23 protein-coding genes are annotated in these 25,249 nt (G+C 38.2%); 16 read left to right on the top strand and 7 right to left on the bottom strand.

What is annotated here, in order from left to right:
- Positions 1-46: 46 nt before the first annotated feature.
- The 4 genes from G7074_RS06740 to pgi all read right to left on the bottom strand — a co-directional run bounded on the left by G7074_RS06740 (position 47) and on the right by pgi (position 3,812).
- Positions 47-997, bottom strand: coding sequence for a DUF5777 family beta-barrel protein (locus G7074_RS06740; protein WP_124560559.1), 951 nt, complete (start codon positions 995-997; stop codon positions 47-49).
- 3 nt (positions 998-1,000) lie between these two features.
- Positions 1,001-1,543: a YceI family protein gene (locus G7074_RS06735; protein WP_124560558.1), complete on the bottom strand. Its 543-nt coding sequence runs from the start codon at positions 1,541-1,543 to the stop codon at positions 1,001-1,003.
- A gap of 119 nt (positions 1,544-1,662) precedes the next feature.
- Positions 1,663-1,911: a hypothetical protein gene (locus G7074_RS06730; protein WP_166207555.1), complete on the bottom strand. Its 249-nt coding sequence runs from the start codon at positions 1,909-1,911 to the stop codon at positions 1,663-1,665.
- A gap of 254 nt (positions 1,912-2,165) precedes the next feature.
- Positions 2,166-3,812 carry a glucose-6-phosphate isomerase gene (gene pgi, locus G7074_RS06725; protein ID WP_124560556.1) on the bottom strand — a complete coding sequence of 549 codons (1,647 nt, stop codon included), beginning with the start codon at positions 3,810-3,812 and terminating at the stop codon, positions 2,166-2,168.
- Positions 3,813-3,973: 161 nt separating this feature from the next.
- Between pgi and G7074_RS06720 the strand changes: the two genes are divergently transcribed.
- The 9 genes from G7074_RS06720 (at position 3,974) to G7074_RS06680 (ending at position 12,155) form a co-directional block, all read left to right on the top strand.
- Positions 3,974-4,492 (top strand): hypothetical protein, encoded by a 519-nt coding sequence (locus tag G7074_RS06720; RefSeq protein WP_124560555.1) that lies wholly within the window; start codon positions 3,974-3,976, stop codon positions 4,490-4,492.
- Between the two features lie 75 nt (positions 4,493-4,567).
- Positions 4,568-5,170: a DUF5034 domain-containing protein gene (locus tag G7074_RS06715; protein WP_166207552.1), complete on the top strand. Its 603-nt coding sequence runs from the start codon at positions 4,568-4,570 to the stop codon at positions 5,168-5,170.
- 120 nt (positions 5,171-5,290) lie between these two features.
- A complete protein-coding gene (locus tag G7074_RS06710; protein WP_166207549.1) occupies positions 5,291-6,595 on the top strand; it encodes an amidohydrolase in 1,305 nt (434 codons plus the stop codon).
- A 305-nt stretch (positions 6,596-6,900) separates the two neighbouring features.
- Positions 6,901-7,975, top strand: a protein-coding gene (gene prfB, locus G7074_RS06705) for a peptide chain release factor 2 (RefSeq protein ID WP_124560552.1) whose coding sequence is annotated in 2 segments (ribosomal slippage) — positions 6,901-6,960 and positions 6,962-7,975 — 1,074 coding nt in all. Because the reading frame shifts where the segments join, the coding sequence is not laid out codon by codon here.
- Positions 7,976-8,036: 61 nt separating this feature from the next.
- Entirely contained in the window at positions 8,037-8,582 is a 546-nt protein-coding gene (locus G7074_RS06700) for a hypothetical protein (protein ID WP_124560551.1), read from the top strand.
- Positions 8,583-8,584: 2 nt separating this feature from the next.
- On the top strand, positions 8,585-9,496 hold the full coding sequence (locus G7074_RS06695) for an alpha/beta hydrolase (protein WP_124560550.1): 912 nt from the start codon (positions 8,585-8,587) through the stop codon (positions 9,494-9,496).
- Positions 9,497-9,535: 39 nt separating this feature from the next.
- A complete protein-coding gene (locus tag G7074_RS06690) occupies positions 9,536-10,375 on the top strand; it encodes a DUF4595 domain-containing protein (protein WP_166207546.1) in 840 nt (279 codons plus the stop codon).
- A gap of 402 nt (positions 10,376-10,777) precedes the next feature.
- Positions 10,778-11,605 carry a glycoside hydrolase gene (locus G7074_RS06685; RefSeq protein ID WP_166207543.1) on the top strand — a complete coding sequence of 276 codons (828 nt, stop codon included), beginning with the start codon at positions 10,778-10,780 and terminating at the stop codon, positions 11,603-11,605.
- A gap of 67 nt (positions 11,606-11,672) precedes the next feature.
- Entirely contained in the window at positions 11,673-12,155 is a 483-nt protein-coding gene (locus G7074_RS06680; protein ID WP_166207540.1) for a CAP domain-containing protein, read from the top strand.
- A gap of 108 nt (positions 12,156-12,263) precedes the next feature.
- On the opposite strand, the gene G7074_RS06675 is transcribed toward G7074_RS06680, so the two are convergent.
- Together G7074_RS06675 and G7074_RS06670 are read right to left on the bottom strand one after the other, a co-directional pair.
- Positions 12,264-13,376, bottom strand: coding sequence for a glycoside hydrolase family 18 protein (locus G7074_RS06675; protein ID WP_240916484.1), 1,113 nt, complete (start codon positions 13,374-13,376; stop codon positions 12,264-12,266).
- A gap of 19 nt (positions 13,377-13,395) precedes the next feature.
- Complete coding sequence (locus tag G7074_RS06670) at positions 13,396-14,259, bottom strand: transglutaminase-like domain-containing protein (protein WP_124560546.1); 864 nt, start codon at positions 14,257-14,259, stop codon at positions 13,396-13,398.
- 44 nt (positions 14,260-14,303) lie between these two features.
- Between G7074_RS06670 and G7074_RS06665 the strand changes: the two genes are divergently transcribed.
- The 6 genes from G7074_RS06665 to G7074_RS06640 all read left to right on the top strand — a co-directional run bounded on the left by G7074_RS06665 (position 14,304) and on the right by G7074_RS06640 (position 22,601).
- Positions 14,304-15,086 (top strand): O-methyltransferase, encoded by a 783-nt coding sequence (locus G7074_RS06665; protein ID WP_124560545.1) that lies wholly within the window; start codon positions 14,304-14,306, stop codon positions 15,084-15,086.
- Positions 15,087-15,090: 4 nt separating this feature from the next.
- Positions 15,091-15,762 (top strand): DUF1345 domain-containing protein, encoded by a 672-nt coding sequence (locus G7074_RS06660; RefSeq protein ID WP_124560544.1) that lies wholly within the window; start codon positions 15,091-15,093, stop codon positions 15,760-15,762.
- A 321-nt stretch (positions 15,763-16,083) separates the two neighbouring features.
- The gene (locus G7074_RS06655) at positions 16,084-16,452 is read left to right on the top strand and encodes a BlaI/MecI/CopY family transcriptional regulator (RefSeq protein ID WP_124560543.1); all 369 of its coding nucleotides are present in this window, start codon (positions 16,084-16,086) and stop codon (positions 16,450-16,452) included.
- The gene (locus G7074_RS06650) at positions 16,449-18,011 is read left to right on the top strand and encodes an N-acetylmuramoyl-L-alanine amidase (protein ID WP_124560542.1); all 1,563 of its coding nucleotides are present in this window, start codon (positions 16,449-16,451) and stop codon (positions 18,009-18,011) included. Before G7074_RS06655 ends, G7074_RS06650 begins: the two co-directional genes overlap by 4 nt.
- A 9-nt stretch (positions 18,012-18,020) precedes the next feature.
- Positions 18,021-20,225 (top strand): M56 family metallopeptidase, encoded by a 2,205-nt coding sequence (locus G7074_RS06645; RefSeq protein ID WP_166207537.1) that lies wholly within the window; start codon positions 18,021-18,023, stop codon positions 20,223-20,225.
- A complete protein-coding gene (locus G7074_RS06640; RefSeq protein ID WP_166207534.1) occupies positions 20,226-22,601 on the top strand; it encodes an outer membrane beta-barrel protein in 2,376 nt (791 codons plus the stop codon).
- Between the two features lie 105 nt (positions 22,602-22,706).
- Here G7074_RS06640 and G7074_RS06635 read toward each other — a convergent pair whose 3' ends face one another.
- Positions 22,707-23,837: a BamA/TamA family outer membrane protein gene (locus G7074_RS06635; protein ID WP_124560539.1), complete on the bottom strand. Its 1,131-nt coding sequence runs from the start codon at positions 23,835-23,837 to the stop codon at positions 22,707-22,709.
- Positions 23,838-24,216: 379 nt separating this feature from the next.
- Between G7074_RS06635 and G7074_RS06630 the strand changes: the two genes are divergently transcribed.
- On the top strand, positions 24,217-25,197 hold the full coding sequence (locus tag G7074_RS06630) for a deoxyhypusine synthase family protein (RefSeq protein WP_124560538.1): 981 nt from the start codon (positions 24,217-24,219) through the stop codon (positions 25,195-25,197).
- Positions 25,198-25,249: the final 52 nt, after the last annotated feature.

Genomic DNA, 25,249 nt, shown 5'->3' with positions numbered 1-25,249 from the left:
CAGTTAGTTTATTTTAGATTAACAATGTTTATCAGTGGTATTGAAATTACTGAGCTTTCTCTTTTTTCTTATCGAATGAGAACCTGCGTGCAATACTAAAGCCCCATCGATATTGGCCTTTGGTCCATGAAGTATTGGTGTCGCTTATAAACTGCGATTCCTGTATGGCCGTTGCATTGGTGAAATTGAGGTGGAAAATATGCCCGCCGGTTTCGAATTCTAAACCTGCACCCAGTGTATTGTAATATTTGTTGCCCCATAGATTTTCGAGGTAAGCCTTTTTGGTATCATCTCTAAACGGTAAGGTATAATCGGCTACAAATGCCATGCGTTTGGTGATTTTAATACGACCACCTACCGAGATGGCTAATAGATCGTTCTGATCTCCAAAAACGGTAAAATTCCGGTGTATATATGACGGCATGATTAACATCGAAAAACTGGGACTGAACTTACGCGCAATTACACCTTGCACTACGTAGACAAGCCGGTCTTGAAAGTCGCTGAACGCAATAGCCGAAGTAGGATCGGTACTGGCTTTTACTGCCGATACAGTGGTACTACCAAAAAGCGTAATGCTTACCGGTATTTTTTCATCGTTGGTTTGTCTTAGCAATCTGTATTTAAGATTGCCCTCATATAACTGAGTAGCCGGACCGGCACCTTTTGCCCTAGCAATGCCAACAGAAAGGTCGTCGCTGATTCCATATTCAAAACCAATGCGGATATCGGTAGATTGATCCAATCCAAAGAAATTTTTAATACCTCCGCTTTGACCTGCAATATCACCAAAGCGGTGATCTACCCTAAAATCGAGCTCGTTTTTAAATATGGTTTCGTTGGTTTGGATGTTAATCAACTTAGGCGATTTAAAAGTTGCGCTCACCCTGGTTTTTGTTGCTGGCATTTGCAATGCTTTTTCTAACGAATCTTGTGCAAAGACTGTTGAAGATAGGCCCAGGCCCATGATTAATAGTGTGCTGTAAATTTTCATCATGACTTAATTTTTTGTAGGATAAACGGCATTGATTTTGACATCAACTACTTCTGCAATTTTTGCAATTACAATTGTTGGTATTTTGATTTTGTGATCTTCGAGTTTAACCTTAAAAGCTGCATTTGCGGTAACAGCATCGGAGGTAACCGTAATTTTAGCCTGGGTTTGGTAGGTTTTGGTTACACCATGTATCTGTAAATTACCTTTTACCACTACATTGTATGTTCCTAGTTTAGAAAAGTCAACAGGGTCAATTATTTTTCCTTTAAATTCGGAAGTCGGGTAGGTATCACTCTCCATGTAATTCTCGTTAAAATGTTCCTGCATCAGTTTCTTTTTAAACTGGAAACTGTTGTTATTAATTTTAAAGATTATTTCACCGGTTTTAATATTGATGCCCGAAACCGCTGTTTTGCTAATCGCATCAATATCTTCCATTGGTGCTTTAGAGAAGAATGAAATGATTGCATCTTTGCTGATAAGCATTTGTGCATGTACGGCTGCAAAAGCAGAAACCAGAATAAGCGTGATCAGTAGTTTTTTCATGGCTTTTACTATTTAGTTTGCTGGCATTCCTCTATCGTACCAGGCGGTTAATAATTGCTTTTCTCTTGCTGTTAAGCTGCCGCCCACTGGCATGGTCATGGTTACAAGAGTGTTCGTTTTTACCCGGGGTCAGCAATAACAGATTGAATTCCACTAAAGGCCCAGGATCCCCGTTGGACGCCGCCGGGGCCATGGCAGTTATTGCATTTTGTCGTTAAAAGAGCTCCTACGTAATTGTTATAGCTTACATTGTCGGTAGTTACGCCGTTTGGATTACTTTCAGTAAGCTCATCGGCTTGTTTCTTGGAGCAGGCAAAAAGCGTTAAATAGAACGCAGTAATGCATAAGTAAAGGGTTATTTTTCTCATAGTAATGATTTAGCAAGTAATCAATCTGTTTTCTTCGTCATGCCTCAATCAATTGGTTATTGATTAAAGCTGCTATAAGCGGAAGCTTCAATTACCGGATAAAGGGTTAATGGCACGTTTTGTTAATTAAGTTTCTTAATTGCATTACGGCGAGGATTTTGGAAAGGTTGCCCTAAACCCATATTTTTTGCAAAAAAAAAGTCCCGATCGCTTTTATACGTCGGGGACTTCATCAAGAATGTTTTTTGTTTAGCCTATCTCCAGGTTTTATACTGGTTAATCAATCCGTTGGTAGAACTGTCATGGCTCGAAACTTTTTCATTTCCGTTTAGTTCAGGAAGGATTTTCTTGGCCAGTTGTTTACCCAGCTCAACTCCCCACTGATCGAAACTAAAGATGTTCCAGATAATGCCTTGTACAAATATTTTATGTTCGTAAATGGCAACTAAGCTACCTAAAGTATAAGGAGTTACTTTTTTTAATAAAATAGAGTTGGTTGGACGGTTACCTTCGAAAACTTTAAAAGGAGCAATTTTTTGGATCTCCGCTTCCGATTTACCTTCTTTTTTAAGCTCTGCAATAACTTCTTCTTCGGTTTTACCATTCATTAAAGCTTCTGTTTGTGCAAAAAAGTTAGATAAAAGGATCGGGTGATGATCACCAAGCGGATTTAAACTCTGTGCTGGTGCAATAAAATCGGCAGGGATAATCCGGGTGCCCTGGTGTATTAACTGGTAAAAAGCATGCTGACCGTTTGTACCTGGTTCGCCCCAGATAATTGGCCCGGTTTCATAATCCACTTCATTACCGTTTCTATCTACATGTTTACCGTTACTTTCCATATCGCCTTGCTGAAAGTAAGCTGCAAAACGGTGCATATATTGGTCGTAAGGTAAAATAACCTGTGTTTCGGCATTGTAAAAATTAATGTACCAAACGCCTAGTAATCCTAATATTACAGGCAAATTGCTTTCAAATTCGGCGTTTTTGAAATGATTATCGGCTGCATGTGCACCAGCAAGCAATTGTTTAAAATTATCGAAACCGATGCTCAATGAGATAGATAAACCAATGGCACTCCATAAAGAATAACGGCCGCCTACCCAATCCCAAAACTCGAACATGTTTGCGGTATCGATACCAAAAGCAGCTACATCTTTTGCATTGGTTGATAATGCTGCAAAGTGTTTGGCAATATCGCCTTCTTTAGCACCTTTTTCTAAAAACCAGGTACGTGCAGAATGTGCATTGGTCATGGTTTCTTGTGTGGTAAATGTTTTAGAAGCTACCAGGAATAAAGTAGTTTCGGCATTTAAACCAGCTAAAGTTTCGGCAATGTGTGTACCATCAATATTAGAAACAAAGTGAATATTTAGATGGTTTTTATAATGTTTTAAAGCTTCGGTAACCATTACAGGACCCAAATCTGAACCACCAATACCAATGTTTACAATATCGGTAATGGCTTTGCCGGTATAACCTTTCCATTCGCCGCTAATGATGCTGTTGCTAAATTTTTCCATTTTAGCCAGTACTGCATTAACATCGGGCATTACGTCTTTACCATCAACCAAAATTGGAGTGTTGCTCAGGTTACGTAAAGCAATGTGAAGTACCGAACGGTCTTCTGTTTCATTGATTTTATCGCCATTGTACATCGATTTAATGGCTTCATCGAGTTTACATTCGCGTGCTAATTGGATTAATAGTGCTAATGTTTTGTCGCTAATGCGGTTTTTACTGTAATCGAGTAAAATATCCTCAAAAAAAACAGAAAATTTATTGAAACGATCTGCATCTTCAGCAAAAAGATCTTTAATGCTTTTCTGATTAATATCTATAAAATGATCGGCTAAGTATTTGTAGGCCTCAGTTTCTGTGAAATTTACTTTAGGTAACATAATCTTGGGTTTTTTGTAAAAGTAATAAAGCAAAAATTTAAAATCGTCTTTTTAATGTTCAAAAATCATTAAGAATTTTAAATCTCAAATAAAGCGTGTAACTTTAATATCAACGTCCCTGTTAACTAACTATCTATTGTTTTACCATTAACTCTACCATTATGTTAGAAAATTTAAATGAAATGGTACGTGAAAACGTACAGGAAAGCGTTGTAAACAATGCCGCTATTCCGAATGAAAAAAATGAAGCGGTTATTCAGGCTGCTTCGGGTTCTATTTTTGATACTTTGAAAGATCAGCTATCATCAGGCAATATTGGTGCGATTACCGATATTTTTAACGGAAATAAGGCCGAAGGAACTCAGGTAGCCGAACAGGCCTCAGGTAGTTTTATAGATAAATTAAGCGGATTGGGCATTAACGCCGATACTGCAAAATCTTTAGCTGCGAGTATTATCCCTGGCCTGATTGCTAAGTTTACCCAAAAAACAAACGATCCAAACGATAGTTCATTTAACCTTAAAGATGTTTTGGGCAGTTTAGGAGGCGATGATGGCAAATTTGATGTGAGTGATGTGATTGGCATGTTTGGCGGTGGGCAGGCTCAGCAGCCCGGACAAGCCAATTCTGCTGATGGTGGCGGTGGTATTATGGATAAGCTAAAAGGCATGTTTAACTAAATTATAGAAAGTTTAAGGGCCATCCGAAGGGATGGCTTTTTTTATTAAATTTGAAATTGAAAATTTACGTTTCTCATGATTAAGAAGATATTTTTCGTTTTTGGATTAGCCTTAATAGCTCAACTTATTGTTGCATGTGTAAATTGCAATTGTCCGCCAACCAGAACAGTTTATTTTACCAATAAAGGGCTTTCACTAAAAAATATGGATTTGTCTTTGCCACAGCCCATGATTACCAGTGCAGGGACAATTTCCGGTGCTAATTATGGTATTCAGGTTTTGTTGCAAACAGCGTTGTTAACAATGAGCAAGCAGCACACAACCTGGGGATTAATGCAATCTGCCTACGCTTGCAGTTGCAATGAAGATGACTTTATAAGTAAGGAGGACATTTTATCACTAAAAATAGTTTCAAATAACGATTTCGACGCCAGTCATCCAAAAAATACCGATCTTAGTTTGTATTTCAAAGCAAGAAAAGGCGTTACTATAATTCCAATTGCTGATTATATTAAAATTTCCAATGATCTAAATTATGACACCATGTATGCTTTTTATGAGGGTATTTTTTTACAGGTAACACCAAATCTTAATAAGAAACATAAATTTAAACTTACAATTACCTTATCGGACGGTAGAATTTTGGAAGCGGAAACACCTGAAGTTGAATTGATTTAATGTTTTTCGTTAAATCATTTGATGGGGAATAGTTTGCCTTCAGTTTCGTTTTAAACGGCTCTTTTGAGGGCGATTACCTTCTTTAACTTATTGATCTTTATACTTAAACAAACTCCTTACATGAAAAAGATATACCTGATTGTTTTTTCACTAATTTCTATCCCTTCTTTTGCGCAGAAACCAGAAATAAGATCAACAGTTGCTAAAAAAGCTGATGCGCTTGAGCAGAAAGTGATAAACTGGCGACGTGATTTTCATGAACACCCTGAACTGGGCAATATGGAAGTACGAACGGCAGGTATTATTGCTAAACATCTGGAGTCTTTAGGCATTAAAGTAACAACTGGCATAGCCAAAACCGGTGTGGTGGGTATTTTGAAAGGCGGAAAACCAGGCCCGGTTGTAGCACTAAGGGCCGATATGGATGGGCTGCCTGTTACCGAACGGGTGGATGTACCTTTTGCATCAAAAGTGAAAACACAATATAACGGACAAGAGGTAGGCGTAATGCATGCCTGTGGGCACGACAGTCACATGGCTATTTTAATGGGTGTTGCCGAGGTTTTAGCTGGTATGCAAAAAGATATTCAGGGAACAGTGAAATTTATATTTCAGCCCGCAGAAGAGGGCGTACCCGAGGGAGATGAAGGAGGGGCAGCTCTAATGATTAAAGAAGGAGTTTTAGAAAGTCCAAAGGTGGATGTAATATTTGGTTTGCACATCAATTCGCAGACTGAAGTGGGTGATGTAACTTACCGCCCAGGTGGAACCATGGCCGCTGTAAACGATATGAAAATTACAGTTACGGGTAGGCAGGCGCATGGTGCATACCCATGGAGCAGTATCGACCCCGTGGTAATTTCGGCACAGATTATCAACAATCTGCAAACCATTGTAAGCCGCAATTTAAATGTTACCGAAAACCCAGGTGTAGTCACCATAGGTGCTATTAATGGCGGCTTACGCTCGAATATTATACCCGAAAAGGTAGAAATGCTGGGTACAGTGCGTAATTTCAGCAAAGAGGATGAAGCAATGTTTATTGAGCGGATTAAAACCATTGCTACTAAAACAGCTGAGGCTGGTGGGGCAATTGCTGTAGTAAAGATTCCTTATAGTAACCATTATCCGGTTACTTTTAATAACATCGCACTTACCGAAAAAATGCTACCAAGTATGCAGTTAACCGCAGGTAAAGAGCATGTAAAGTTGAAGCCACCTGTTACAGGTGCCGAAGATTTTTCTTTCTTTCAAGAAAAAGTACCGGGCTTGTTTGTGTTTTTAGGAGGTATGCCTAAAGGGAAAGATCCCTTAAAGGCGCCATCGCACCATACCCCTGATTTTTATCTCGATGAAAGTGGTTTTGTTTTAGGGGTAAAGTTGCTGGCTAACCTTACGCTTGATTATATGGGAATGAAGAAGTAGGAGGTTCATTAGTAACTGCAAACTGCATAGGGGTTAATCGGTTAATTGTTTAAACTGGTTAACTTGTTTCAAATGTTAAACACTTAACGTGATCGTCCTTTCGAGCGGAGTGCAACGCAATCGAGAAATCTGATTATAGAGAATCTCTAGCCATAACCTATCATTGGCAATTGCAAACTACTTTATCATTGTTTCATTATTAAATTGTCCAATTGTTACTTGCATATACCTAACAATTCAACAATGAAGCCATATAGCAATCTTTTACTACAAAAGAGAGATTAAAAAGTTGCTATATTTGTTTCATGACCAAAGAACAGATTCAGGATTTAAGGGACAGAGTAACGTCTCTAAGGAGGTATCTTTGACGTTGATGAGCTACTTTACGCCATTCGCGAAGAAGAAAAATTAACCATGGCGCCCGATTTCTGGGACGACCCTAAAAAAGCAGAGAAAATTCTGGCCGAAATAAGTGCAAAGAAAAAGTGGACTGACGGCTTTAACCAAACCCATAATGCGGTTGAGGATGGAGCGGTGATGTTCGATTTTTTCCAATCCGGAGATGCTTCGGAAGCCGAAATGAAAGACCAGTTCGAAATCAGTAAACAAGCTGTAGAAGATCTTGAACTTAAAAATATGCTGCGCAGTAAAGAAGATCAACTTTCGGCTGTAATGCAAATTACTGCTGGAGCCGGTGGTACTGAAAGTTGCGATTGGGCTTATATGCTGATGCGGATGTACCTGATGTGGGGTGAGAAAAACGGCTACAAAATTACCGAACAGGATAGTCAGGAAGGGGAGATTGCGGGTATTAAATCGGTAACACTTCAGTTTGATGGCGATTTCTCTTATGGCTACCTAAAAGGCGAAAACGGGGTTCACCGTTTGGTGCGGATATCTCCTTTCGATTCGAATGCGCGAAGACATACTTCGTTTGCATCAGTATATGTTTATCCCCTGGTTGATGATACCATCCAGATTGACATTAACCCGGCCGATATTGAGTTTGAAACCTTTAGGGCTGGTGGTGCCGGCGGACAAAATGTAAACAAGGTTGAAACTGCAGTACGTTTATACCACAAACCATCGGGCATTATTATTAAAAACCAGGAGTCTAGATCGCAGCTGCAGAATAAAGAAAATGCCATCCGCTTGCTTAAATCGCAGTTGTTCGAAATCGAAGAAAGAAAGCGTAACGAAGCTATAGCTGCCGTAGAAGGATCGAAGAAAAAGATAGAATGGGGCTCACAGATTAGGAGTTATGTTTTAGACGACAGGCGTGTGAAAGATCACCGTACCAATTATCAGACTTCAAATCCCGATGCGGTTTTAAATGGCGATATCAACGACTTTTTGAAAGCATATTTAATGGAGTTTTAATCGGATGAAAATTACTAATACTGAGATTTTATAATAATCGTATTAAGCCAGATCACTTACTATGAATATAAACATTGAAGATAATAATGTTAAGCAAAATATGCTTGAAGCAAGCCAACTGGTCTGGCGTGTCCACGGAAGAAAACTTTTAATTATTTCGTTGATATTTTTTGTCTTAGGTATTGTTTTTTATGGGTATTTCTACAATATGATTAAAAATACGCCAACAACCCAAGATTTGGACAGGGAAATTGATCTGGAAATATTATTTATCTGTTGGATGATATCCCTATTGTTTTTAATTAGATTTTTTAGAGTTAAACGTAATTTTTTTACCACGGTAAAGCGTGATTTAAATCAGGCTTTTAATCAGTCAAGCACCCGAAAAATTATCATTACTGATGAAGGAGTTGAAGGCATAACAGAGCATTATAGGTCATTTGCTAAATGGGAGATCATTACTAAGTTTAAAGTTTATGACAAATACATTAGCATCACAAATTTATTGAATCCCTCACCGTTTTTTATCCCAATCCATTTAATGGCTGAAGAGGAATATAAATCGCTATTGTTTTATCTTAGATCTACAAAAAAAGAAACCAAATAGATATGAAATTTAGTTTAACCCTGATAATTCTAGCCATTTTAGTGATTGATGTGAAAGCACAAGAAGTAATTCCTTTGTACACGGGCGATATTCCGGGTGCAAAAACTACACCGGCAACCTATGCCGAGCATACCGAAGTACGCAGCAATGGTACGCTAAGCATTACCAAAGTATCGGTACCTACCATGACAGTTTTTGTAGCTCCAAAAGAAATTGCAACCGGAACAGCTGTAATTATTTGCCCGGGCGGTGGTTACGGCGCTTTGGCTTTTAGTCATGAAGGAACCGATGTAGCCAAACGTTTTAATGCCATTGGTGTAACGGCTTTTGTATTGAAGTACCGTTTGCCGAGTGATGAAATTATGGTTGATAAAACCTATGGGCCACTACAGGATGCACAACAGGCCATTTACCTGGTAAAGAAAAATGCGAAAAAGTACGGAATTAAAGTCAGTAAGGTGGGGATAATGGGTTTTTCGGCTGGCGGACATTTTGCTTCTACGCTGGTAGCTCATTATAACGATCTTAAAATTGCCAATCCTGAAAAATTAAATTTAAAGCCCAGCTTTGCTGCCCTGATTTATCCGGTTATCAGCTTTGAGGAATCGGTGCATACAGGGACTATGAAAAACCTGTTAGGTGCTAATCCTAGTGATAATTTAAAGCACTATTTCTCGGCTAATAGGCATGTAAATAAGAAAACACCTCCGGTTTTCTTTGTGCATGCAAAAGATGATAAAACCGTTCCCTATGCCAATAGTGTTTTAATGAACGAAGCATTAAAGCAAAATAATGTCGATACCGACATTTATTTATACGAAAATGGTGGACACGGGTTTGGACTGATCAATAAAACTTCGGATGTAGATTGGTTTAACCTGTTGAGTAGCTGGATGAAGAAAGAGAAATTTTAATATCTTTGCTGATATTTTAACCTCTTAATTTAAAACACCATGCAAAAAACGGTGAAATACCTGATGGTATCTCTGATTGCTATTCTCGCTATAGCAAGTTGTAAAAAAGAAATTGACTGGAATGCCTTTCCAGATCCGAATGGAGGAAATGGTTGTAAACTTGCTACTTTAAAGGCTGATGTAGATTTTTTAGGAAGTTATACCATTGCATTTAACTACGATGCTCAGGGCCGGATTTCAAAGCTAACCAGCGGTGCTGAAACCAATACCTATGTTTACACTACCAATAAAATTACAGCTACTGATGAAACTGGTCAGGTGGCAGAAATTGTGCTCGAGAACGGAAGAGCGGTTTCAAGCGGTAGCGATGGTATAATTACTGTTGGCGGGGTTTCTTATGATTATACCCGGAAATATACGTATAATGCCGAAGGCTACCTGACTCAGGTAAAAAACTATTTAAATAACGAATTAAGTACAACCGATAACTTAACTTATGCAAATGGCAATTTGGTAAGTGCTGTTTCAATTGCTGCTCATGGCGGTTATAAGGAAACAATAACCTACAGCTACTCGAACGATATAGCTATGAATGTTTACGAAATATCCGATCCCCTTTCGTACCACGTTGATTATTTTCCGGGTGGATATTTTGGTAAGCAATCTAAAAACGTATTGATTAAAAGTGTATCAAAAACAATCGATCAGGATGGAGATCCTTTTAACGATGAAACCTTAGCCTATACTTATCAATACGATTCTAAAGGAAATGCTACTTCTTTAAACTATACCAATACCTCTACATTTTATCCTTCTGGTGGCCCGGCAGAGACGGAAACATACAAAGGGAAATTTATTTTAGATTATACCTGTAAATAAAAACCATGCATGATATTAAAGGCCTGATCATATTTTATGTTCGGGCCTTTGATTTTTATAGGCACTGTGTTAAATGAATAGATTAAGCTCAGCGCTAAGTAGGTTGATAACAAGTACAACTTAAAAGCTGCCGATTCCATAACCAGCAAAAACGCTCATTTTACCACTCTATTTTTACGATTTAACCCCTCATTTTTTAGCAGTAGTCTGTATAGATTTGCTTACAAGCACGTCGGTGGTAACGCTGATGCATTGCAAATGATCTAACCAAATTACTTAATTAAAGTACAAGCTGGTTTATAGTTGTTGGCTATAAATAGTGCTGTATTTCAGGTTTTTATATGGTTATAGATCATGAACTAGTCTTTACAATTAACCAAATATTTACCTAATTCAAAAAAAATGAGAAAAGAAACAATGAAATGGTGCCTGCTATTGGCATGCCTGCTTACCGCGCTTTCATCCTGTAAAAAAGATAAGGCAGAAGTTCAACCAGAAAAAGCTCAGGTAAAAGCCTGGGAAACCTTAATTGATGGCAATTCTTTCGCCAGTTATGCTAATTTTGAGGCACAATGGAATTACAACTATCCCTGGGGTACCGATCATAACGGTTCGGCGTGCATGGTGGGCAGTACTTCAAACCATAATCAGATTTCGTTAAGTGGTGGTGTACTCACCATCAAGGCTACCCGCTTAGCCAGCTCTCCTGGTAATAGTACTGCTAACGGCTTTACCAATGTAGCTATCTGGTACAATTCGGGTGCCTGCCACGCCAAGCAACAGGTGGTAATTAACGATCAGTTTCCGAGTTATACCATATCTGGCGATTTTGCAGTGCCAACTGTAAAAGGTACCTGGCCCGCTTTTTGGATTACAGGCGTTAACTCCTGGCCTCCTGAAAGCGATATTATGGAGTTTAAAGGGAGTAATACCAATTGGCAGAACACCTACGATGGTGGCTGGGAAAACAAACTTACTGCTGTTTCTAATGCGGGCTCTTACCACAATTACAAATGCTGGTATAACAAAGTGAGCGCAACTGATGTAGACTGCCATTATTACATTGATAATGTTTGGGTAGCCAAGCATACCATGAGCAACTCGGTAAATAAACCGATGTGGTTAATCATCAACATGCAAATGGAGGGCGATAGCGGGTCGCCAGGTCCGGGTGGTAATACCTTATATACCGCAAAAAATATTTACCTGGGCAGGGAAAGAGCCTTTTAATTTACTAAGTGAAAATTTATTTAGGGAGGAAGCTTTTAAGTTTCCTCCTTTGTTCCACAAAATCGAAATGAAAAACTGGTCAATTGTTTTTTTGTTTTTGCTGTCTGGTACTTTACTGATACAGTGTAAAAAGGATGAGGTCATTCAGCCAGGAAATGAGGTTATTCTGCTGGTTGATAAAATTAACTTATTGAGGCAAAGTGGTTGTAATTGTGGAGTAGAATACATGCCTCCTGTACCCAATCTGGCTATCAATAACCAATTGCAAAATGCTGCGGTAGCACATGCAAAAGATATGGCACAGAGAAACTATTTTGATCACCTGTCTCCGGAAGGTGTAAGCCCCGATGAAAGAGCGGTAAGTGCTGGCTATAAAGGTAATTTCATCGCTGAAAATTTAGCCAAAGGTTATAGTAGGACAGATGAGGTTGTAGCCGCATGGAAAAACAGCGTAAGCCATTGTAAAGCCATGATGGATGCCAAAAGTAAGGAAGCAGGGGCAGGCATGGCACAAAATTATTGGATAGTAACTTTTGGTGCTTCGCGCTAGCGGGCTAATGTTGAATTATAGAATGATTGGAGGATTGAATGATGGAAGGATTGAATTTTGAATATTTAGATTTTCTCATTCAAAACTCAATCATTCAAAATTTGAGACTTAGATCCCTTTTATCGTTTTATCAATAATATCAAGCAAACCATTGCTATAAGCATCATCGGTAAGCTCCCAGAACATAATGCCATTTAATTTTTTATCGATTACATATCTGGTTTTTAAATCAATCGATTTGGGATCGTCAAAAGTAACCAGTTGCATATTTTTAGCGTTGTAATAATAAGGCGATTTAGCTACCTCATCCCAATAATAGGTATAGCCATCAGCTTCGGTAAAGGTGGTTTTAAAGTTTTTAAAAGAAACACCACGGATAAATTTGGTGGGCTGGTAAAGGCCCTGGTTAGCATCGGTAGTGTTTTCGAAAATGCGGGCATAAAATGCAGCACCAAGTGCTATTTTATGTGCAGGTACACCCAAACCAATTAACGATTTTACGGCATAATCGGCCGATAACTGTTGCTTATCGGTAGAATATAAAGGTGTATGATGGCCACTTACCGTAGCATAACCGCTTACCAGATCGTAACTCATTACATTAACCCTGTTTACCAACGGCATTACTTTATCCCATTCAAAACAAGAATCGATACAGTTTTGTGTACCTCCGGCGGCAAAACTAATTTCGGCTTTTTTGCCAAGCTTGCTCCTTAATTCTTTAATCAATAAAGTAAAGTTATGTTTGTCATCAGGCGTGTACCTGTGCCCAGGGTAACCTAAAACGGCGGGGTATTCCCAATCGATATCTATACCATCGGCCTTAAAAAAATCTAAAAGTGCTTTGGTTGTTTTGGCAAATGTTTTGCGGCCATTTTTTCTGCTGAATACTTCCGAACAGTCTTTGCAGGCACTCCAGCCGCCCATGGCTATCATTACCTTTAAGTTGGGATTGCGCTTTTTTAAATCAACCATTTTCGAAATCAAGGCCGAATCTTTCGCCGATCTGATGTTTAAGCTATCGCCTTTTAAATGCCCAAAGCTGTAAATCAGGTGACTTATTTTCTCAATCGGAAAACTATCGATAACCGATCCTCCCTGACCAGTGTAGTATGCAATAACATTTGGTTTAACTGATTTTTGTGCTTTTATGCTACCAGCGAAGAGCATAAATGCTATAAACAGGCAAATTCTGGATAGGCTACCATATTTTTTATACACAGGCTGAGGGATTTGTAAGCTATTTTTCTGCTAAGATATTTTGTAATTCGTTTAATTCGGCTACTTTTTCTGTTGCCCCTGCATTTTCGTAAGCAGAAATCAGGTTTCTGATTACACGGCGGATGATATCGGTATTGCTGCAAGGTTTATAATACTCTGGCAAAGCTTCCAGGTTAAGCTGACGCAGAAACTGATCTACATCGTGTTTGCCAAAAATGTTACCGCGGTTAAAAGCATTGATGTAGAAAAGAACACCATATTCGGTACCATCCTGCTTGCTATCGTCTATATAACCTAAAATAAAATGTTGCGGCAAATTGATTCCATACACAGGCAAATCTAACTTTTGGGCTAGTGTTGAATAAATAATCGCCAAAGAAATCTGGTTGCCTTTTTTGCTTTCCAGTACCTGGTTGAGGTATGAGTTCTGTGGGTCGTGATGGTTTTTTGTATTACCGCCGAAACCATATTCCTGGTATAAAACGTGGTTAATTAGTTTTACTTTTTCTACCGAGCTCATTTCGTACTGCAAGCCCAGCCAGATATCCCTTTTTATTTCTTCGATCTGGTTAATTACCTTTTGCTCATCTAAATCGGGGTATTGGTAACGGTTTATAATCAGTGCGCCTTGCAATAAATCGAAAGCACCACTTAAATACCAAAGGTTTAAATCTTCTTTAACGGTTTTAAACTGAATTTGATGAACAATGTTTTCGATGCGTTCCTGCATCAGGCCATCGAACGATTGTTCCCAGGCATTTTCTAAAAAATGGATTACCTCACCACCATATTCCAGCAGTTTTTTCTCTACATGGTGGTACACTTCCTCGTCCGGATCATCCAGCAATTTTACTAAAGCACTTATCTCTGCGATATTTTCCATAAAACATACATACGTTTGCGGCGTTTAATTACTTTTGCAATATTATGCTATTTCAATTTATTACTGATTTCCTTAAACACCGTTTAACAGCAAAGAGCCGACACGGAACGCATTCGCCATTTGTGTATAAGCTCGCTGATGAGGTAATTTACGATTTTAACGACAAATCTGAATACAAAAACATAGAAGAACAGCGAAAAAAACTTTTTAATGACGATTCCATAATCACGGTTACAGACCTCGGTGCGGGCTCTCACCTGAATAAAAACCGTACAAAAAAGGTAAGCCAGATTGCCAAAAATGCATTAAAAAGTCCGCGTTTGGCCAAGCTTATTTATCGCCTGGCAAAAGATACCAACCCTAAAAGTGCGATTGAACTGGGTACATGCTTGGGTATTACCACTGCATATCTGGCCAAAACAAATGCCAACGCAGAGATTATTACCATTGAGGGCTGCCCGCAAACGGCAGAACTAGCCAGAAAGAACTTTGATGCGCTCGATTTAAATAATATTGAACTGCATGTGGGGAATTTCGATGAAATTTTACCCGATATTATTGCGCACCAACCCAACCTGGATTTTGTTTATATTGATGGTAACCACCGTAAAGATGCTACCTTGAACTACTTCCATTGGTGTTTGCCAAAAGTTAATGAAAATTCGCTCCTGATTTTTGACGATATTTACTGGAGTGAAGGAATGAAAGAAGCCTGGACAGAAATTAAAAATCACCCCGATGTTACCGTAACCATCGATTTGTTTTGGATCGGATTGGTTTATTTTAAAAAAGGACAGGCTAAAGAACATTTTAAACTTAAGTTTTAAATCCATGCAGGCAGAACCGAAATTAGCAGGTATTCAAAAACGATCGGCATTATTTATTTTGCTGCTCAGCCTCTTTTCGGGAATTGCAGCTTATCTGCTCTCGCTTCTTTTTAAGATGGATGCCCTCACGCACATTATGTTTGGGTGGGATGTATTCTGTCTGGTTCTTATTATCCTCCACTGGTACATGTTTTTTCATACTTCGGCAGCCGAAACCCATTTAAAAGCAAAAATGCAGGATGAAACCCGGGGCGAAATTTTTGCGATTGTGGTGGTTTCTACCTTTGCCGGTTTACTTGCGGTAATTTTGTTATTGATAAACAAAGATATTGAGCCAATAGATTTGGTCATCGCAATACTGGGTATGTTTTTATCGTGGTTTTTGGTACATACTACCTTTACTATGCGCTATGCCCATTTATATTATGGTGATAAGCGGAAGGAAAAATCAGAAAAGGGAGGTTCGGGATTAGAATTTCCGGGTGATGATGAACCAGACTTTATCGATTTTGCTTATTTTTCTTTTGTTTTGGGCATGACTTTTCAGGTTTCGGATGTCGAAATTTCTGACCGTACCATCAGGAGATTGTCGCTGCTACACAGTTTAATTGCCTTTATTTTCAATACCGTAATTGTAGCACTTACCATTAATGCGGTTGCAGGACTCAGTAAGTAAAACCATTGTAGCCCAAATTACGGCATTTCATAAAATTTGATTTTAATACTATTGTTATACTGTATCTATGCGTTACGTATACTTAAGCCATAATTATAGCTGGCCTTACAATTCCTTTAGAACAAGATAGATTTTTAACCAAATTCCTGGCACAGCTGTATGATCGGTGCTATCGATTTTTCATATTGGCTGGTTTTTGACATAGATGTTATAGCTTTTTTTCTATCTGTAAATCAATTGATTGCATTTTTTAAACTGGCGTTTCAGTTGTGTAACTTATTTTTAAGTTGTGTAACTGAAAAATAAGTTATATATTTGGTTATGGAAGAATTAACCAAGACAGAAGAGCGCATTATGCAGGTTTTATGGAAATTGCAAAAGGCATTTGTAAAAGATATTATCGAAGAACTGGATGACGAACCCAAGCCACCTTATAATACTATTTCATCGATAGTGCGTTTACTGGAGAAAAAGGGATACGTAAACTACAAGGCTTATGGTAAAACTTACGAATACTTTCCTGCCATTACAAAAGATGAGTATGCCAAAACAACCTTTTCGAAACTGTTTTCGGGGTATTTCGATAATTCTCCGGCCAGCCTTTTATCATTTATGGTAAAAGAAGAAAAGTTAAGCGAAAAAGATATAGAAGAAATTAAACAGTTAATTAACCAAAACGACCGGTCATGATTTTAATTTATCTCCTTAAAGTTTCGGCATGTACAACGTTGTTTTTTGCCGTTTATCATTTTTTGCTTGCCAGGTTTACGTTTTTTAACCTCAACCGTGCCTATCTGTTATTGATGCTTGTATTGAGTTTTAGCATTCCGGCACTAACAATAGAAAGCCGCCACGAAGTACTGAGGAGCAATCAGGAGGTGCCAGCTAAAATAGGTTACAGCAACGATGGTTTTACAGAACAGGATATTGAAGCTGAAGGAGGTAGTGCCGAGGTAACCGTTAACTGGAATGAAGTGATAACATACGTTTACTACTCCATTCTTGCTTTTTTTATTTTGAGGATGTTCTTTATGATGGCGCGTATCCGGTTTCAGTTGCGCAAACAGGTAACCGACAGGGATGGTACCATTCTTTTAGTAAATAGCCAGTCGGACATTAAAAACTGCTCTTTTTTTAACCAGATTATTATCGATTCATCATTGCCATTTGAAGAAAAGAAACTGGTTGTCAAACACGAAATGGTACATGTAAAGCAGTTACATATTTTAGATAAGCTTTTGGTTAATCTGGTAACGGCCATCTTGTGGTTTAACCCTGTTATTTATTTCTGGCGCAATGCGATTGACCATAACCACGAATTTCTGGCCGATAGGGAAACATCCAAAGTTGCAGATAAAAAGGTGTACGCTTCGCTGCTTTTAAATCTGGCAATGCCCTGTCAAAACCTGGCGGTTAACAGTTTCAGTAAACTTCCATTAAAAAATAGAATTATGATGTTGTACAAAGAACCAAATGCAAAGCTGCAAAAGCTTGCCTATTTAGCCATTATTCCTGTTTTAATGATCTGCTGCATGGCATTTATAAACAGGAAGGAAATTATTGTAGAAAAAGCATTGGCTACGAACCAGACTTCTGCCGATGCACCAAAAAAACCGAATGTTTACGCGCTAAATTATTTAAAGAGCAGTATAGTAGTTAACCCGAAAGCACGTAATGCTTTTGACGAAGTAGAACCTGTATTGGTAATTGATGCCGGGCATGGTGGTAAAGATGGTGCGGTAACTGCTTTGGATGGACAAAAGGAAAAAGACCTGAACCTGCGTGCGGTAAATATTTTAAAAGAAGAAGCTGCCAAAAGGGGTATAAAAGTAATACTAACCAGAACTACCGATCAGTTTTTACCGCTTAGTGATCGTTTACCTAAACAAGAGGCTACTGCTTTTGTATCCATTCATCACAATGCCAATTCGCCAGCCAATACCCAGGTTCCTTTTGGCGGCATAGAAGTTTATGTTTCCAAGCTAAACAGCAATATTAAAATAGCTGAAGATTTAGGAGCAGGTATTTTAAGTAAACTGAAAAACCTAAACGGTTTAGCGGTGAGAGATTCGTTAAAGAATGCAAACTTATTCTTACTGAGAGAATCAAAAGTGCCAGCTATTTTAATTGAACTGGGTAATATCTCTGACAAAAAAAGTCTGGATTACATTAACGAGGATAAAAATATCAGACGTATTTGCAACCTGATTTTAGATGGATTTGTAGATTTTACTAAACGAGGCTGCTAAATAAAGATTATGGAATGGTTAACCTATCTGCTTAAAGTTACTGCCTGCACGGTATTATTCTTTGGGTTTTATGTGGTTGTTTTAAGAAAGCTTACTTTCTTTAAAATTAACCGTTTTTACCTGCTGGCTACTTTATTACTCAGTTTTGTTATTCCGGCTTTGCAATTTGAAGTTAAGCGCGAAATAGCCGTGGTAGAAACAGAAATACCGGCCAACGTGCCCGAATTAAAACCGATAAGTATGGCTCCTGCACAGCTTATCCAGCCGGTAATGTTAGAGTACGATCAAAAAAAAGCTGAGGCTAAAATGGATTGGTCGGCGCTGATGTCTTATGCTTATGTAGGCATAGCTTCGCTTTTATTGTTGATCTGTTTATGGCGATTACTTAGCTTATTGAGGCATACCAGAGGTTCAATCAAAAACAATGAAGGCTTAAAACTGGTACCCAAAACAAAGGGATTTACCAACTGCTCTTTTTTTAATTATGTTTTTATTGATGCTGATAAATTGAGTGATGTTGATTTAGCTGTTTTGCTTAAACATGAGCAGGTACACGCAAGGCAATACCATTCAGTGGATAAAATTATCCTAATGGTTTTTAAATCACTTTTATGGTTTAATCCCATTGTTTACCTGTATGATAAGGCTTTAGAGCAGGTACACGAATATGAAGCCGATGAAATTACCTCAGCCGATTTTGGAAACCAGGCCTATGCCGGCTTATTATTGAAACTGGCGGTAAGCAAAAGTGATATCCCACTGATCCACAATTTTGTTAAAAGCCCGGTTAAAGATCGGATTAAAATGTTGTTTCACGCTAAATCTAAGAATATGAAAAAGTTATTTTATGTGTTATCATTACCGGTATTACTGGGGCTGGTTTATGGCTTTACAGTTAGTTATGTTGATGTTGCACTTACCAACAAGATTGAAAACAAGCAATTGCAACTTGATTATTCTAATGGAAAATGGATAAAAGGTGTAATTGTGAAAACTCGTAAAGATCTAGAATCAGTATTCTTTACGCTAAAAGCTACGAATGGGACTTATACCATATCATCAGGGTTTGTTGATGTAAAAATTGGAATTGGCGATGAATTAAGTGTTTTTGTTGTGCCTAATATAATACCTCCACATCCAATTGGAGAACCAGATAGATACAAAAAATTCGGAAACACGTATATGCCAAAAGCAATAAAAAATATGGATGGCAATATAATATTCGAATATGAAGATTATAATACATGGAAAAAATCAGCTAGATATGCAAATCTTTTATCGGAAGCAAATCGTATCAAAGGCAAAAAAATAAACGGAATAATTGAGCAAGTCCATTATTTTGGTGTAGCCAAAATAGCAGATGGGGTGTTATTAAAAGTTGGTGAAAAGCGCTACCGGGTTTACATAGAACCCAAAATTATGCGAACTTTAACATTAAAGCCAGGCGAAAATTTGGGCGTACTTGTTAATAAAGTTGATGTTTGGCAGGATAGCAAATATCCGGTTATAATTGTAGCGCGAAGGGAAATGAAAGCAACTAAAGTTACAACAGAAATTAAAGAACAAAAGCCATTGCAGTTAGTAAGTTCTGATAAACTAAAAGATAATGCCAGATTTTTATTGCCTGTTAAGCCCAAAATTATTTCCTTTTCCAAAATGACAGGTAATGCGAAGCAGAAAGTTTCCATAATGGAGAATGCGGAAATTGATATTAACAATAACAAGTTAAATGCTAAATATGTTGAGCTGGATGAAATAAACGGTACAATGGTAGCAAAAAATGCTTCGTTTATAAATTCAAAGGATAATTATCGGTTGAAATCTAATCTCATTACTTTTAATCTAAAAAAAGGTGGCTTTAGTTTCGATAGTGGTAATGGAGTAATGAAGACTTTTAATGATCTTGATGATTTGATGAGTTCCATCTCTCAGAAACATTATTATGATGATGTTAAAGTACAATATAGTGCACAAGATTCAGCTCAGATGAGTCGCGATAAATCTGTTGTATCCCTATTCGGAAATGCTAAATTGATGTATAATGGAGTGGTTTTATCTGGCGCCAAAATTGTTTATAACAAGCATAACAATTCGGTAATGGTCAATAAAGCAACTATGATTTCAAGTGATAATAAGGTTATCAAAGCCGATAGTTTATTTTTCAATTTAAGAACGGAAAAGGCCAAATTATATGGTGCCGGTTTTAACCGATAGATGTTGAGATTTCTTTTCTTTTTGTTTGCACTATGTTCTGTTTTACCCTCCCGCGCTCAGTTTAGTATTTCAGGCAAAGTGGCAGATCAGGATTTTAAAGCCTTGCCTTTTATTACAGTTAAAATTTCCGGGCCTCAAAACCGGATAAACTATACACAGACTGATAGTTCAGGTATTTACCATTTTAGAAAAATGAATAGTGAGAGGTATTCTGTTATTTTTTCGGCGATTAATTTCAAGACTGTTAGCAGTGATTTAAATTTAACGGCCGATACAACCATTAATATACAGCTTTTTGCCGCAGAGGAAACACTTGCCGAAATTAGGGTTGCAGCAAAGCAGGTATTAATAGAAAAGAAAGCAGATAGAATAGTTTTTAATGCTGAGCATAGCATTGCTGCCATTGGAACCGATGCACTGGAGTTGCTATCAAAAGTTCCTGGAGTAAGGGTATTGAACGATAAGGTTTCACTGGTAGGAAAGGGTGGTGTAAGTGTGCTGATTGATGATAAGCTGATACAACTATCAGGCGATGATTTATCAAACTATTTAAAATCAATTTCATCGGATAACATTGCCAAAATCGAAATTATTACCAATCCGCCGGCTAAGTACGATGCACAGGGAAATAACGGCCTGATTAATATTGTATTGAAAAAAGTTAATGCTGAAGGTTTTAAGGGTTCCTTAAATGGGTCGCTTACCAGGGCTACTTATTTCACCGGGGCTGTTGGGGGAAATCTTGGGTTCCGTAAAAACCGTGTGGCGGTAAATACAAACTTTAATCTCAGAAAAGGATCTATTGTGCCCTTTGAACTGAGCAATGTTTTTTATCCGGCGCAAAACTGGAACATTGTTAATAAAGACCGCAATTTTAGAACAGTACCCAGCGCATCAATTTCTCTGGACTATCAGTTTGCTAAAAAAGCCTGGCTGGGCGCATCCTATAGTGGAGGTTTAACCAATTTCCACTCGGAAGAAAATATTAAAACCAATATTTATGACAAAATGGGCGGTTTAGATTCGGTTTTGAACTCGGATGCAAATGCCCAAATCAGGTCTCATTACCATTCGGCCAATCTATACTTCAAACAGATTTTGGATTCGGCGGGAAAGCAACTCCTCATTAATGCCGATTGGTTTAAATATGGCGATGATAAGAACAGGTTTTTTAACAATACCAGCTTTTTTCGGGATGGTGGGGTTATTTCAAATTCATTCGCCGAATATTTATCGGGCAGTAAACAGGGCATCGATTTATATACTTTAACTGCTGACGCACATTTGCCTTATAAAACCTTCAATTTATCGTTAGGAGCAAAACTCAGCTTTATCGAAAATCAGAGCGATCTTGCTTTCTATAAAATACGAAATGGAGCCTACCAAATTGATGAGGCTCAGCGCAACCGCTTCAACTACCAGGAAAACACGCAGGCTTTATATGTTAATTTCAATAAAAGCATAAAAAAATGGGATTTTCAGGCTGGCTTGAGGGGAGAGTATACACATATTGAAGGTGTTTCGGTTAATGAGCAAAATGAGAATAGTTATTTCAAGCTTTTTCCTACGCTTTATATTACTTATCGGGCAAATGATAAAAACACATTTTCTGTTAATTATGGCCGCCGCATTAACCGACCTGCTTACCGGAAATTAAACCCTTTTCGCTGGTATAGCAATCAGTATGCTTATACGCAAGGCAATCCAGTTCTGCAGCCATCTTATAACGATAACATCGAGCTTTCCTATACGCATCATAGGTACAGCACTTCGTTGTCTTTCAGCAAAACCACAAATGGATTTAATGATGTTAACTTTATTGATGCCGCCACGAATATCCAGGTTTCTAAACCGGTTAATTTTATAACTGGCTATCATTATCAATTAAGTAATGCAATTACCTTTAACGCGATAAAGGGCTGGGAAAGTATCAGTCAGCTTGATGTTTTTTACAATGTAGCTAATTCCAGCATTAGGCAAACCTTAGGTAGTTTGAACGGATTTGGTGCTTATTTTTCTACCCTTAACCAGTTTGTTTTTAACGAATCGAAAACCATTTTGGGTGAGCTAAGTTTCTGGTACCAGTTTCCAACAATTGACGGGCTGAACAAAAATAAAAACCAATATAATCTTGATCTGGGGCTTAAAACTTTATTGCTTCATAAAAAGATACAATTGGGTATTACCGCCAGCGATGTTTTAAAAACAAACCAATACCGTTTTAGCGGCCTGGTAAACAACATCAGTCAGGAATACCATAACTATTACGATAGCCGTCAGCTGCGGATTACCTTCCGTTATAATTTTGGTAACGAAAAAATTAAGCAACTGGATAGGAAAGAGGGTAATGAAGAGGAAAGGAAAAGGAATAATTAAGGAGGTAAGATGGAAGAGATAAAGTAATTTCAGTGTTTTCTATGCCTCCGTGGCTCAACATTCTGGATGACAAGATAATCCCCATCATCCATATTGTTCAATCCTTTAAAACGCTTCGGCTAAACTGATATAAAACCCGCTTTGGCGTTTTTCGTTCGGCAGTTTTTCGCCTATACCATAATCGAGCCTAACACTCAGGCCTTTTGCCGGATCGAAAAAGTATCGGCCTCCAACGCCGTAGTTTGGCTTTAGCCCATTGCCATTAAATTGCCCATTAGCAAATACTTTACCCGTACCTGCAAAGGCTACAATACCAAAACGGTTCATAAAACGGTAGCGGATTTCGGCCTGTGCAGCCATTAAGTTTTCGTCGCGGTAACGGCCACTGTAATAACCCCGCATCATTTGGTCGTTTCCTAACTGCTGCAATAAATAAAATGGTGTGCTTTTACTTTGTATGGTATAAAATATTCCCTGTACACCCAGGACCACTTTAGGAGCTAAGCTAAAGAAACCACGGAGGTCGAGCTTTATTTGTGAGCCATTGAAACTTTCTCCGCCAAAAAAATCTGGAGCGTACTGGTAGGTTGCCCTACCAAAAAAACCTTTGGTTGGGTAATTGTTACTGTTGCGGGTATCGTAACTCTGAGATGCTCCAATCCAAGCTACCGAACCTCCTTCTTTATCCAAAATCTGTGGATTGGTGGTGAAAATGCCGCCAGCTTCCTTGTCTATAAAATGGTAATTCTCAAAACCTAATGAAACACCTGTATAGGCTTTGGGTAAGGTGTTCATTTCTGCATCGAAAAGTGTTTTAAAAACTCTTTGATCTAATTTATCCTCGTCTGACTTTTTAGCGTTATTGCCAATACCATAAAAATTAAATGGCTGGTTTTTAAAACGGATATCGCCAATAAAGTGGTATTTGTTTCCTTTTGTCCAGGAATCTCCCTTAAGCATAAAATTAGCTGTCTTTTTGGTAGAATAGGTGGTGTTTAATGCGAAATTGGAACTGCGGTTCAGCGTATCCTTGCGGTCTATATAAAATGAATAAATAGCACCAACACCAAATTCAAATCCGGTTTCCTGACTGTAACCAAAAGCGGGTAGAGGTAAGAAGCTGGCTTTGCGCGTAGTATCTTTTTCGTTCGAGAGCATTTTCCTGATGAGTTTCATTTGTGCAAAAGCACTTCCTGAAACGAGCGCAAGTAAAATAATCAGATAATATTTTTTCATCGGTGCAAAGAAAAGGAAATTTAGTTATATGTTGGTTAACTGGTTAATTGTTTAAATTGGTTAACTGACTCGCAAAGGGTTAGTTCATTGGTCATTTGTTCATTGATAACTGCAAACTGCCTATTGCAAATTGGTTAGTTCATTTGTGATTGATTATTAAAGCTAGGTCTTTGGTTATTGTATATATAAGGTATACCTTATAATACGTATTACTTCAAAAAGATCCTTCGACTTCGCTCAGGATGACGATCACAAAGTGATGATTGGCTATTTATGTGGATTAATCGACGCCAAACGCTACGCGCAAAACGCTAAACACATTTACGTTTTAACCTTTCGGCCTAAATACCTATTTTTGCGGCAAACAATACAAAACGAAATGAGCAATACTAGAGGACCAATATCTCAGTTTATGGAGCGCAATTATCTCCATTTTAATGCTGCGGCAATGATGGATGCGGCTAAAGGATACGAAACGCATTTAGATGAGGGTGGTAAAATGATGATCACACTTGCCGGTGCAATGAGTACTGCAGAATTGGGTATTTCACTTGCAGAAATGATCCGCCAGGATAAAGTGGCCATTATTTCTTGTACTGGTGCCAACCTTGAAGAAGATATTATGAACCTGGTTGCACATTCACACTATAAACGTGTACCAAATTACCGCGATTTAAGTCCGCAGGATGAGTGGGACTTATTAGAAAACCATTACAACCGCGTTACCGATACCTGTATTCCGGAAGAAGAAGCTTTCCGTCGTTTGCAAAAGCACATCCACAAAATCTGGAAAGATGCAGATACAGCAGGTGAAAGATATTTTCCTCATGAGTTTATGTACAAAATGCTGTTAAGCGGCGATTTGGAACAATACTATGAAATTGACCCTAAAAACTCATGGATGCTTGCAGCTGCTGAAAAGAATTTACCAATTGTGGTACCAGGATGGGAAGATTCTACCATGGGTAACATTTTCGCCTCGTATGTAATGAAAAATGAATTGAAGGCAACTACCATGAAAAGTGGTATTGAATATATGGGTTGGCTGGCTGATTGGTATATTGCCAACAGTGACGGCAAAGGAATTGGTTTCTTCCAGATTGGTGGCGGTATAGCGGGCGATTTCCCGATTTGTGTAGTGCCGATGTTATACCAGGATATGGAAATGGAAAATATTCCGTTCTGGAGCTACTTCTGTCAGATTTCAGATTCGACCACTTCTTACGGATCATATTCGGGTGCAGTGCCGAACGAAAAGATTACCTGGGGTAAACTGGATATCCACACACCTAAATTTATTGTAGAAAGCGATGCAACAATTGTAGCACCGTTAATGTTTGCGTGGATATTAAAACAATAATTGCAAGAAATAAATAAACCAAATTGGTTTTTGGTATGCCCATTTAAGATAA

The organism is Pedobacter sp. HDW13 (assembly GCF_011303555.1).
Lineage (GTDB): Bacteria > Bacteroidota > Bacteroidia > Sphingobacteriales > Sphingobacteriaceae > Pedobacter.
This window is presented reverse-complemented; position numbering and strand designations above follow the sequence as displayed.